We start from the raw sequence: 12020 nt of genomic DNA on the forward strand, positions 1-12020 counted from the left end.
CCTAGTCACAGCTAATGCGTTTCAATAGATAAGAATACTAGTCATACATACTATAAGTAGGAGTTAATATAATGGCATCTAATTTCGGTAAAACTATACAAGTAGCTACCTTTGGCGCGTCTCATGGGTACGCCATCGGTGGTATCGTGGAAGGCCTCCCTTGTGGACATTCCATCGACATCGACGAGCTACAAGCCTTCTTAAAGCGCCGTGCGCCAGGTCAAAACCAATTACAAACGCAACGTAAAGAAGCCGATATACCTGAATTCTTATCAGGTATGGTAGATGGCATGCTCAGTGGATCTCCATTAGCATTTATGATTCGCAATACATCGCAGCACTCCGGTGATTACAATAACTTGCGCGACATTCCTCGCCCATCTCATGCGGACTTTACGGCTCGCATGCGCTATGGTGACAAAGTAGATATGCGCGGTGGCGGCCACTTCTCGGCACGTCTTACAGCACCTCTCTGCGTAGCTGGTGGCATTGCACTACAGTTATTGCGTGAAAAAGGCATCGAAATTCACGGCCATTTAAAACAAGTTGGTACAATCCAAGATACTCCTATCGATATGGTTCATCCAGATATGAAAGCACTCCGTGAAATTGCTACAGAACCAATTGCTATGCTCGATGCAGACAAGCGTTCTGAAGTAGAAAACTTGGTCATGAAACTAAAAAAAGACGGCGACTCTACAGGCGGTATCGTTGAGGTTGTGGCTACAGGTCTACCAATCGGACTTGGCAATCCAAACTTTGACGGCATTGAAAACCGATTAGCTCGCGTGATCTTTGGCGTACCTGCCATCAAAGGCGTGTCCTTTGGGGGTGGCTTCGACATGTGTTCTCGCCTTGGATCAGAAGTGAACGATGCTTTCACCATGGACGGCGATACAATCACAACAACTACCAATAATAGCGGTGGCATTCAAGGCGGTATCACCAACGGCTTGCCCCTCGTTATGCAAGTGGGCATTAAGCCTACTCCATCCATTTATAAGGAACAACATTCTGTGTCGCTTTCACAAAAAGAGGACACATTACTCACCATCAAAGGTCGTCACGACCCATGTGTAGCACTCCGTGCAGTACCTGTTATCGAAGCCGTTACAGCTCTCGTCATTCTTGATTTCTTAGGAGATATTGACCATGAACTTAGATGAAGTACGCGTTAAAATTAACGATATAAACGACCAAATGCTCGCCCTCTTCAAAGAGCGCATGGAACTCTCTAAGGACGTAGCAGCAGCAAAAAAGGAAATGAATAAGGCCATTTACGATGCCAAACGAGAGCGCGACATCCTCGACAAGGTAACAAAAGATGCAGGTCCAGACCTCGATCTATATGCACGCCGTTTTTTTGAAGCATTATTTAGCTTAAGTCGCACATACCAATCTGAGCAGCTATTTCAAGACAATGAATTTACTTTGAAAATGAAAAAAGCCATTGAGCAATCCCCTACCTTGCCACCTCAACGAGGCAGTGTAGCTTGCGCCGGCGTATTTGGCAGTAATGCTCAAATGGCGTGTGATAAATTATTACCTCTTAGCCAAATCCATTATGTAACAGGTTTCCGTTCCGTATTCGATGCCGTAGAATCCGGTGAATGTCAATTTGGTGTATTGCCTATCGAAAACAGCTCCAATGGGTCCGTAAAAGAAGTATATGACCTATTAGAAGAGCGCAAATGCTATATCGTTCGCGGCACGCGCCTTTGGATATCTCACGACTTGCTCGTGAAAAAAGGCACAAAACTAGAAGATATTCATACCATAATTTCCCATCCTCAAGCGTTGGGCCAATGTAGTCACTTCCTAGATAAGTTAGAAGGCGTAGAATTACGCTCCTATGACAATACAGCTCGAGCTGCACAGCTCGTAGCAGCTAGTGATGACCCTGGAGTAGCGGCTATCGCAGCACCTCAATGTGCAGACCTATATAATTTGTCTCCATTATTGAGAAATATCCAAAACAGTGATAACAACTATACGCGCTTTATCTGCATTAGTAAGGATTTCCACGTATACCCAGGGGCCAATAAAATCTCAGTAGTAACGACTGCAAGCCATGCTCCAGGCGGGCTTGGTACATTGCTCACCAAGTTTGCTAATATCGGTGTGAACCTTACAAAACTCGAGTCCCGTCCGATCGTAGGACATAACTTTGAATTCTTGTTCTACCTCGATTTAGAAGCATCCTTGGCAGATCCAAAAGTACTTTCCGTATTGGCAGAGCTCCACGCATCGCAAGATAAATTCCGCTTGCTCGGCAATTATCCTGAAAATTGATATTTTCCTTTATGGTAGTGCTTATTAATGGCATATATAGTACAATGGATATAGTTTTAAAACTCCAATGGCTAATAGGTGACAGCCTATTAGCCATTTTGTGTATATTGACCTAGGAGGTCCTATGAAATTTGGTTTACTTGGCCGTACGTTGGGCCATAGCTTTTCCCCACGCATCCACAATGCTTTGGGAAATACTAATTATGAATTATTTGAACGAGAACCGAGCCAACTGCAAGAGTTCTTTGCAGACCAAGAATTACAAGGTATTAATATTACCTTCCCTTACAAGGTTAACGCCCTTGAAGCTTGCGATGTAGTAGACCCTCGCGCAGAACGCATTGGCTGTGTAAACACGATGGTCCGTAAAGACGGCAAATGGCACGGTTACAATACAGACTACGATGGATTTGTATTTACTCTAAAACACGCTGGCATCGATGTATCCGGTAAAGAATGTATCATCCTTGGCGATGGTGCCTCCTCTGCTACGGTTCACGTGGCTCTTGAAGATCTAGGTGCTAAGAGCATCACGCATCTATCTCGTAAAACAGCTCCGCTCTATACTGATGCACCTAATTACTATGAAACAGCGCAAATTATTATTAACTGCACACCTATTGGTATGTATCCGCATAATCCAGCTAACCTCATAGATATTATGCAATTTTCTAAATTAGAAGGCGTTGTGGATCTCATCTACAATCCGCGCCGTACAGTTTTGCTTTTACAAGCAGAAATGATGAATATTCCGTACTGTGATGGTCTACCTTTCCTCGTGGCACAAGGTGTTGAGGCGGCTAATCATTTTCAAGGTGAAAGCTTTGGTACCAAAGAGATAGAACAAATCTTGCGAGATATGCGCCGTGAAAAGGAAAATATCATCCTCATCGGTATGCCTGGTGTTGGGAAAACAACAGTGGGCAGAGCAATCGGTAAAGAGATGGGCCGTACTTGGTTTGATGTGGATCACGAGCTAGAAAAAGAAATTGGCAATGTTTCTACCTATATTACAGAACAAGGGGAGGCTGCATTCCGTGAAAAAGAGGCAGAAATGATTACAAAATTAGGCACTCAAACTGGCCTTGTTATCTCCACTGGTGGCGGTTGTGTAACAGTACCTAAAAACTATGCACACCTGCGCCAAAATGGGCGTATTTACCAATTAACACAACCTGTAGAAAAACTATCTACTTCAGGTCGTGTTCTATCTAGTGGCGGCATAGAACGTTTACGTGAACTCGAAGAAACTCGCACTCCAATGTATGAAAGCTTTGCACAATGCATCGTGGAACATAATCGCAATACACCAGAAACAGTGGCAGCTATTCTCGAAGACTTTGAAGCAAACTTATTGTAAGAGTTTATATAACTGTATTTATAAGATTGTTTCCTCTATATAAGTAAGGGCTTCTACATCTATAGAAGTAAGAGCATTTACATCTGTATTCTTAGATAAAACTAAAACTCATATCATGACATCAATGATATAAACTGAAAAGCAGTAGCTATCCTTAGGGGAACTACTGCTTTTTTTATGTCTTCTATGTATTATATATATTGGTAGAAAATCACTTTTGCAATTACAATGTAATTACACAAAGAATTTAAAATAGCTTTTACCGTGGAACTATCAAAATACAATGAACTAATTTCTATAAGCAATAGTCTTAACGTGACGACCATAAATAGGAGGCATTATGAAAACTGTAAATCTACAAGTTCGCATCAATGAGGACTTAAAACAAGAGGTATCTAGCATATTAAAAGCACAAGGTCTATCATACACCTCTATGCTAGATGCACTATTCCGCCAAATCATCAAAGAGCGTCGCATTCCGTTTGCCATTGCGTTACCAACGGCACCTATCGATGAAACACCTACACCAAGCACACTCAACAACGGCACCTATGAACAACCACAAACTACATTAAAAGCCTCAGATTATATAGGTGCATATGGTACACCAAGAGAAGAAAATCAAGAAATATCCTTCGATACAATCGATAAGACAGGAGTTCTTAATATCCGTATCAATCCTAAAGTTAAGACACTAACAACAGCTATTCTAAAAGAAATGGGATTAACCATGTCACAAACAGTTACACTTGTATCTAAACAAATACAATTTAATAAGGATATTCCACCTACTATCCTCCGTCCAGAATGGATTGATGCTATTAATAATGATTTCTGGACTGAAGAAGATTTAACTACAAGAATACAATTAGGGCTAAATCAAGCAGAAAAAGAAATTGGTGAACCTGCGGAAAAAATTTTTAATGAACTCCTTGAAGATTTATAAATTTGGAGAGCTGAAATGAAGTATACAGTAATTATGACGCCTACAGCTAAGTCTGATATAGTAAATCTCAAAAGTTCACTAGAACAACAGATTATAGATTCTTCCTTTATTAGAAAAGAATTAAAGTTGATTTATCAAAAAATTTCTTCATTAGCTATCTTTCCTGAACGTTATCCTATTGTAAATAGTAATACCAATTACAGAAAATTATCATACAAAAAATATCTTATTCTATATAAAGTCATTAATAATAACATATATATTTTTTATATCCGCCCTTCAAAAATGAATATACTACAAGAAATACAAAACATATAAAAAAGTCGGCTCTCGCCGACTTTTTTAATGCACTTTTACGCGTTTATGTTGTTGTTCGTCAAATACACCATCTACATCGATGGTATCTAGAATTCGTTTTAAAGCATGTACATCGATTTGCCCTGGTGCCGATGCTTTACCAGCAGAGGCAAAGGTCATGGCATTTCCAAATAGAGCACCTACAGTGCGTGTAACAGCACCTAGTTCTCCCATTGCCATCGTAATAATTGGATCCGAAGGATACAAAGCTTTCACTTCAGCAGTTGCTTCAAGTAGCGTCAATACATCACCAGTTGTGTGAGGCATAACGGCAATCTTTGGCACATCGGCCAAGAACTCTTTCATTTGAATAAGTCGATTTACAATGACTTCACGGCTCGGCGTACAATGGAAATCATGGTTGCTCATGATAATAGTGATTCCATGAACCTTAGCAAACTCTATCGTTTTAAGCATTCTATCTTGATCAAAAAACAGCTCAATATCGATAGCATCCACCAATCCTGTAGGAATCAAGCGCTCCAGCATTGTAAAATAATCTTGTGTAGAAATCGTTCTTTCCCCACCTTCACCTTTTGTGCGCCATGTAAAGAGCAACCCACGACCTTTCAGTTGTGGCTTGATGAGCATTAATAATTCAATAATAGCGTCAATGGAGTGGGCCCGCTCGAAATAGTCAATGCGTAGCTCCACTACATGACACGGTGTATTACATGCTACCGCGGTGGCATCTAGAATCTCTTTCATTGTTGTGCCCACAATAGGCACGCATATTTTTGTACCCTTTTCTCCGAGTACAGTATGTCCGATACGGACCATAATAACTCCTTTCTGTCCCACGCGGTGAGACTAGTGACTTACCTTAAACTAACTATATACCAATATTTTTGTAAAAGCAATCAATCAGCCCATATTGGATTGCTATTCACTAAAAACGTATGAAAGCCTGCTATTATGCACTAAAACAGTATTCTTAGATTAACGATTAACATCACTTTTTCTTATACCCTAGATTAAGACCTCTTACCAATAAACGGTCTGTATCTGAAAGCCTCGTATTATAAAAATAGCCTAAAAAAGTAAAAGCTCCTTACCAATATATATTAGTAAGGAGCTTGTTAGACTCTAATTCACACACTATATTTATCATGTTGTACGGATAGTTTCCGTGATTGGAATCCCATATAGAGTAATAACAAACCTGTAATACTAAATACATAGGATATCCCAATGTAGGTAGATACAATACTTGCGAACACAGGCCCTACCATAGAACCGAATTGTTGGGCCGTCGTCGTCATACCAAACATGCGACCTCTAAAGCCTGGTTCTGTATTAAGAGTTACGGCTGCACTCAAAGATGGGTTGATGCCCACAATACAAGAACCAATTAGCACTTGTAGTACACCAAACCACCAAATACCTACTGGTAAGCTTTGAAGTAAGAGAACAACACCACTACCAAGCATACAGTAGGAAATGGTTCTAAAGTACCCACGACGCTCACCGAGGCGCACCCATATATTGGTCGTTAAGGAACCGGCTAAACCACCGATACTGAGGATTGTACCTGAAATGATGGCTGCCCCTTCCATAGTGCCTTGCATATCACCTACATAAAGCGCCAAAATAGGCTGTAGCATCATGATGACACATTGCATAAAGAAGTAAATCCATAAAAGTCTTACTAATACAGGTTGTTCTTGAACCGACTTAAAATCTTCTCGCAAGGATGTAGCTTTTACCGGCTGTTTGGACTGCTCCTTAGAAGTTGTATTTTCAACTTCTAGTTTTGGTTCTTTTACAAGAAACAATACCGCTAAAGTAGCAATGAATACGGCTATACCAGATATATAAAATACAGGGCGCATACCTACAACACTTTCAACGGCACCGCCCAAAAATGGACCGACGACATTACCTAAAATTAGACCTGTTTGGAATATGCCGAGGGCACGGCCTACCTGTTTTTCATCCACACTGAGGGAGACCATGGTCATCGCTGCAGGATAGAAACCATTAGCGAACCCAACTAAAGCACGGCCCATTAACAATTGATACTGATCCGTTACCATGCCGATGAGAACATAACTGACAGCAATGGCAAAACCAGCGCGCAAAGCCATCCGCTTTTTCCCTTTATTATCTGCAATTTTGCCCCAAATTGGCGCCATAATGCCAGCGATTAGGAATGTAATACCAAAGACGAGACCAGACCAAAGTGCCACATCATCCTTTGGAACACCGAGTTCCAATAAATATATTGGCAAAAAAGGAATTATCATTGTATAACATATGGCTAGCACCGTCATACTAGTTGTGATAATCCACACGTTGCGCATGCCACCTCGAGCATCATATACACTTGTACTCATGGTACCCTCCCTTCCGCATAAAATCGTTTAGATAAACTAATATACACATAAATCACTTTTAATTACAGTTCCATTTAAATTACGATTCTACTTAGATTTCAATCTATGTTACTATTCATAAAATGTTATTACATTTTAATTTCATATATAAAGAAGAGCCGCATACGAAACGCGACTCTTTCCATAAAAAATACCTAAAATATAGGTATACAATGTAGTAATCCTCAAAGATCATTCAAACTAAAGTTTCCGAGCTATCAATTATTCCGTAGGAAATTTATGATCCATTACATCTTGCAAGGAAACATGTTCCATAACATGTCGGAACTCATCTTGTAAATACTGCCACAATGGAGCTGTCAAGCAGTCATTAAACATAGGACACGGTTCTACATCATCTTCTAAACAAGACACGAGAGCAATGGAGTCCTCTGCGGCATATAAAATTTCATATACATTGTATTCAGATGGATCTTTCACCAAACGATATCCACCGTATTTGCCACGTCCACTTTTAACGAGGCCCGCGGAGGATAATCGAGATACAATCCCCTCTAAATATTTATCGGAAAATCCTTGGCGTTCTGCAATCTCACGAATTGGTACATTTTTTTCTACCCCATGTTCTGCAATATCCGCCAATATCCGTAAGGCATAACGCCCTTTTGTAGATATTTTCATAAGTTAACCTCTATATCATTCATAATATATTAATAGTATATCACAAATTCATACAAAAAATGGTGGGAAATATGATACACTATACATATATCGAAATATCTTTATTTAGGTATGATTTTAATTTCATATAGGGAGGATTTTATCTAATGTTAGATAAATTATTTCAACTCAGTGAACGTGGTACAACCGTTAAAACAGAAATTTTAGCAGGTATCACTACGTTTATCACGATGGCGTACATCCTATTCTTGGCGCCAAACATTCTTAGTCTTGCAGGTATGGATAAGGATGCGGTCCTCATTGCCACAGCCTTAGGTGGGGGTCTTGTGACGATTGCTATGGGTTTATTCGTAAACTACCCAATTGCTCTCGCTCCAGGAGTTGGCCTCTTGGCATTTTACTCCTTTACTGTAGTTCTCGGTATGGGCGTATCTTGGCAAACAGCATTAGGTGCGGTATTCATTTCTGGTCTCGTTTTCCTCGTATTAACATTGACATCAATACGACAAATGATCGTTGAAGGTATCCCAGCCTCCATGAAAATTGCCATTACCGTTGGTATTGGTCTTTTCATTTCTATCATCGGTTTAAAGTTATCCGGCTTGATGGCTATCTCCATAAGTTTGTCTCCAAACTCCTTGGGTCAAGTCGTACAGACACATGGTAATCTAGTTCCTCCAGCATCTGAGGCACTTTTGACGCTCGGTAATTTGCACAGTGGTGAAACATTGTTGGCACTATTTAGCCTCATCTTTACAGCTTTATTGATGGCTCACAAAATTCAAGGTTCGCTCTTGATCGGCGTTTTAGTAACAACAATCATCTCCTATGCGACAGGCCTTTCCACAATGCCTGAGAACTTCACCGTATTGGCCGTTCCTGATTTCTCCAAAGCAGCATTCTTGCAATTAGATATTCCTGGTGCTCTTCACATGGGCTTAATTACGATTATTTTCTCCTTCACATTTGTAGAATTATTCGACTCTATGGGCACTTTGATTGGTACTGCTACAGAGGCGAAAATCGCAGATCCTAAATCTGGTAAATTCCCTGGTCTTGGGAAAGCCATGACCGTAGATGCTCTTGGTGTAAGTGCTGGCGCCTTGCTCGGTACTTCTACGATTACTGCTTTCGTTGAAAGTGCGGCAGGTGTAGGTGCTGGTGGACGTACTGGTTTAACAGCTGTTACAACAGGCGTATTATTCTTAATCTGCCTATTCGTTGCTCCATTGGTAACGCTCGTACCAAATGCTGCAACCTCCCCAATTCTCATAATCGTTGGGGCCCTCATGTTAGGTGCTATTCGCAATATTGACTTCGATGATTGGACTGAAGGCTTCCCTGCATTCCTCGTTATCGTATTAATGCCATTCACATATAGCATCGCTAACGGTATCTCTGCAGGTCTTATTGCATACCCTCTACTCAAAATCATTGCGGGTCGAGCAAAAGAAGTTAACTGGATCATGTACGTATTGGCCGCACTTGTTATCATCCGCTACGTATTCTTCTAATTAACGTATGCCCATAATTATGCTATTAGTGAAAGCTACTTTATATTCGATAGCTATAAAATCACTAATACCTAAGAACAAAATATATGTAAATTACATACACTAAAAGCACCTATCTCCAAAGATATTACTCTAATATCTAGGAGATAGGTGCTTTTTATTATGTACTCTTTTACTAAACGCTAACGTCGTATGGCAACACCAAATCACGCTATAGAGTCTTATTAGAGTTTAGTATTAACCAATTGTTTTTACACCGATTAAGTCTGTACGACTTGGATCAATATCTTTTAATGGTACTACATGATCTTTATGAAACTCTGCTTCAGATGCTTTCACAGGCACTTGGAAGAACAAGAAATATGCCATATTATCTTTGCTCCACGCAACACTGCGTACTAAGCCCTTATCTACATCACCTGTATACTGCACATTACCTGTTGGTGTAGAGTCAGTCCACTGTACGTCATGGTATTCCGTTGGAACATATTCTTTAGGCCATACCGTATCCGTAGAGTAGCTCATGCGAAAGACCATCGTATGATTTACCCAACGTCCGCTGCGTTCTTGATATTCTTGCCCTTCCTTCCAATATACAGTTTCTAATACATCATTATCATAAAAATGTGTAGCATAGTATGTATAGCCAAGAGGCAAGTAACTTGGTACAGATACGTCATAGGACATCTTACGAGATGCATCGATTACACCGCTAGGTAAGCCGATGGGTTTACTCGTAAGTATAGGCCACTCAGAATTCGTATGTGTACGCAATGGCAACCCAATAGTTTCAAAATGAGGTCTATCTTGTTCACCATTTTGTTTAACACTTTGCACATTATTTCGTTTAACATTTTGCTTATCATTTCGGTCACCACGTAATCTAGTGTCATCAGAAACCACGTTACTTAACGGCCCTACTGAATCTACAATTTTGCTTACATAGTTTTGGTTTCTTGAAGAAGCAAAGTAGAGCATATGAACTTTATTATCTTTTTCCCAATAAGCAATTTGAACAGAATCGTTGCTAGAGCCTAAAGTATGTACAGGGATTCCATTAGGAGTAGTAAAGTTAACGGCATCATCAGCATTGTATTTTGTCTTTTCCAATATAGGCTTTACCACGGTATCGATAGCCCAACCCATACGATATACAATATCTGTATTAGAGAAAGTTAATTTCGGACCATATTCTCCATTATGGCCCGTTTCCGTATATACAATTTCTAATACGTCATGATCCCTTGACTTTACATCGCGTACTGCATAGTCTTCAGGCATATAAGATGGAATTTGTAAATCATATCCAAAATAATTTGTAATTGCGTCAACATTAAGCTGTACTATATCACCATTATCAACTTGATCATACCACCGATAACGATTCATTAGCTCTTTATTCTTTTCCACTGTATCGATGGTAACAGTATTTCCATTTTCATCCACTAAAGGGGATAACGCACTAATTGGTTGTACTCCAAAGCTACTTACCACAGCAGCTAGTATTCCCATGGCTAATAATGATTTTGTTGTTTTCAATCTCATAATTTCATCTCTCTCTAAATTTAGATATTTTATAAGTATATATAACCGAAGTAATCACTTATCTATTACATTTTTAACTCAGATCACTGACTTTCAATAGTACTACGTAATCTTAATAAAACACGCCAGTCTTTGCTTTCATAGGCACTACATGTTCCTGTTTCATTTCTTCAATAGTTTTAGGTTTAATCGGTGTTACCGGATAGTTACCAACTAGTTCATAACGAGAGCTATCAATACTCTTCAGTGATACCACATGGTCCTTATAGAATTCCGCATCAGCCTCTTTCACCTGTTCTAAGAAGAATAGGAAATAAGCCATACCATCCTTCGCCCACGTGATACTGCGAACCATATGGGTTTCAGGATTCCCTGTATAATAAACCTCACCAGAATCACCTGATTTAGACCATTCAAGATCGCCATACTCAGATGGAACATATGGTGTATTTCTTACAGTATCCAAGGAATATCCCATTCTATAAGCCATAATACTATCTATATATTTTTTTCCATCCCGATAAATAGTCACACCTTTTTTATAATATACAACCTCTAATACATCATTTCGATCTTGACGCGCTGTATAGAGCTGATAACCATAAGGTATATAACTAGGTGCCTTGACCTCATATGGCAGTTGCTGTGCAGCCTCTACTATTCCCTTCCAATTACGAGCCCCTTCTTGTGTTTTCATAGGCCACTCTAATAAAGTCTTTCTTGGTAATGCTTTGATTGCTGAATCAGGATGAACTCTAGGCATATCATTTGTAACAGTAGCGGAAACACCAACATTATCGGTAGATATTGAATCATTAACAACATCAGCTGAAACATATCCTACACACAATAAACCTACAGCCATAGCAGATAAAACGGACTTAAATAGAAGCTTCTTCATGTTCTCTCCTTTTATAAAAACTTGATATATACTTTACACATATAATGATATATTTTCTTATTTATATCAAAAACATGCTGCCGATTCT

General features: G+C 39.7%; 11 protein-coding genes. 6 read left to right on the forward strand and 5 right to left on the reverse strand.

Features of this window, described 5'->3' with window-relative positions; genetic code table 11:
* Nucleotides 1-71: 71 nt before the first annotated feature.
* The 5 genes from aroC (at nt 72) to ACGHIY_RS08610 (ending at nt 4916) form a co-directional block, all read left to right on the forward strand.
* A complete protein-coding gene (gene aroC / locus ACGHIY_RS08590; protein ID WP_287501285.1) occupies nt 72-1166 on the forward strand; it encodes a chorismate synthase in 1095 nt (364 codons plus the stop codon).
* Nucleotides 1153-2292 carry a bifunctional chorismate mutase/prephenate dehydratase gene (locus ACGHIY_RS08595; RefSeq protein WP_004698197.1) on the forward strand — a complete coding sequence of 380 codons (1140 nt, stop codon included), beginning with the start codon at nt 1153-1155 and terminating at the stop codon, nt 2290-2292. The genes aroC and ACGHIY_RS08595 overlap by 14 nt, the downstream gene beginning before the upstream one ends.
* A gap of 124 nt (nt 2293-2416) precedes the next feature.
* Complete coding sequence (locus ACGHIY_RS08600; protein ID WP_390525478.1) at nt 2417-3652, forward strand: shikimate kinase; 1236 nt, start codon at nt 2417-2419, stop codon at nt 3650-3652.
* Nucleotides 3653-3992: 340 nt separating this feature from the next.
* Nucleotides 3993-4598 carry a type II toxin-antitoxin system RelB/DinJ family antitoxin gene (locus ACGHIY_RS08605; RefSeq protein WP_038125679.1) on the forward strand — a complete coding sequence of 202 codons (606 nt, stop codon included), beginning with the start codon at nt 3993-3995 and terminating at the stop codon, nt 4596-4598.
* A gap of 15 nt (nt 4599-4613) precedes the next feature.
* The gene (locus ACGHIY_RS08610; protein WP_008602295.1) at nt 4614-4916 is read left to right on the forward strand and encodes a type II toxin-antitoxin system RelE/ParE family toxin; all 303 of its coding nucleotides are present in this window, start codon (nt 4614-4616) and stop codon (nt 4914-4916) included.
* A 24-nt stretch (nt 4917-4940) separates the two neighbouring features.
* On the opposite strand, the gene aroD is transcribed toward ACGHIY_RS08610, so the two are convergent.
* The 3 genes from aroD to ACGHIY_RS08625 all read right to left on the reverse strand — a co-directional run bounded on the left by aroD (nt 4941) and on the right by ACGHIY_RS08625 (nt 7972).
* Complete coding sequence (gene aroD / locus ACGHIY_RS08615) at nt 4941-5735, reverse strand: type I 3-dehydroquinate dehydratase (RefSeq protein WP_101928509.1); 795 nt, start codon at nt 5733-5735, stop codon at nt 4941-4943.
* A 311-nt stretch (nt 5736-6046) separates the two neighbouring features.
* Entirely contained in the window at nt 6047-7291 is a 1245-nt protein-coding gene (locus ACGHIY_RS08620; RefSeq protein WP_038125678.1) for an MFS transporter, read from the reverse strand.
* A gap of 261 nt (nt 7292-7552) precedes the next feature.
* Complete coding sequence (locus ACGHIY_RS08625; RefSeq protein WP_008602288.1) at nt 7553-7972, reverse strand: Rrf2 family transcriptional regulator; 420 nt, start codon at nt 7970-7972, stop codon at nt 7553-7555.
* A 146-nt stretch (nt 7973-8118) separates the two neighbouring features.
* Between ACGHIY_RS08625 and ACGHIY_RS08630 the strand changes: the two genes are divergently transcribed.
* Nucleotides 8119-9486, forward strand: coding sequence for an NCS2 family permease (locus ACGHIY_RS08630; RefSeq protein WP_390525479.1), 1368 nt, complete (start codon nt 8119-8121; stop codon nt 9484-9486).
* 237 nt (nt 9487-9723) lie between these two features.
* Here ACGHIY_RS08630 and ACGHIY_RS08635 read toward each other — a convergent pair whose 3' ends face one another.
* Together ACGHIY_RS08635 and ACGHIY_RS08640 are read right to left on the reverse strand one after the other, a co-directional pair.
* The gene (locus ACGHIY_RS08635; RefSeq protein WP_390525480.1) at nt 9724-11031 is read right to left on the reverse strand and encodes a hypothetical protein; all 1308 of its coding nucleotides are present in this window, start codon (nt 11029-11031) and stop codon (nt 9724-9726) included.
* A gap of 112 nt (nt 11032-11143) precedes the next feature.
* Complete coding sequence (locus ACGHIY_RS08640) at nt 11144-11932, reverse strand: hypothetical protein (protein ID WP_316596935.1); 789 nt, start codon at nt 11930-11932, stop codon at nt 11144-11146.
* Between the last annotated feature and the right edge of the window lie 88 nt (nt 11933-12020).

The organism is Veillonella parvula, assembly GCF_042850485.1.
Taxonomy (GTDB): Bacteria; Bacillota; Negativicutes; order Veillonellales; family Veillonellaceae; genus Veillonella; species Veillonella parvula_Q.

Excerpts from the sequence above, each read along its gene's own strand:
- aroC (WP_287501285.1), top strand. The coding sequence starts at position 72 with ATGGCATCTAATTTCGGTAAAACTATACAAGTAGCTACCTTTGGCGCG.
- ACGHIY_RS08595 (WP_004698197.1), top strand. The coding sequence starts at position 1,153 with ATGAACTTAGATGAAGTACGCGTTAAAATTAACGATATAAACGACCAA.
- ACGHIY_RS08600 (WP_390525478.1), top strand. The coding sequence starts at position 2,417 with ATGAAATTTGGTTTACTTGGCCGTACGTTGGGCCATAGCTTTTCCCCA.
- ACGHIY_RS08605 (WP_038125679.1), top strand. The coding sequence starts at position 3,993 with ATGAAAACTGTAAATCTACAAGTTCGCATCAATGAGGACTTAAAACAA.
- ACGHIY_RS08610 (WP_008602295.1), top strand. The coding sequence starts at position 4,614 with ATGAAGTATACAGTAATTATGACGCCTACAGCTAAGTCTGATATAGTA.
- aroD (WP_101928509.1), bottom strand. The coding sequence starts at position 5,735 with ATGGTCCGTATCGGACATACTGTACTCGGAGAAAAGGGTACAAAAATA.
- ACGHIY_RS08620 (WP_038125678.1), bottom strand. The coding sequence starts at position 7,291 with ATGAGTACAAGTGTATATGATGCTCGAGGTGGCATGCGCAACGTGTGG.
- ACGHIY_RS08625 (WP_008602288.1), bottom strand. The coding sequence starts at position 7,972 with ATGAAAATATCTACAAAAGGGCGTTATGCCTTACGGATATTGGCGGAT.
- ACGHIY_RS08630 (WP_390525479.1), top strand. The coding sequence starts at position 8,119 with ATGTTAGATAAATTATTTCAACTCAGTGAACGTGGTACAACCGTTAAA.
- ACGHIY_RS08635 (WP_390525480.1), bottom strand. The coding sequence starts at position 11,031 with ATGAGATTGAAAACAACAAAATCATTATTAGCCATGGGAATACTAGCT.
- ACGHIY_RS08640 (WP_316596935.1), bottom strand. The coding sequence starts at position 11,932 with ATGAAGAAGCTTCTATTTAAGTCCGTTTTATCTGCTATGGCTGTAGGT.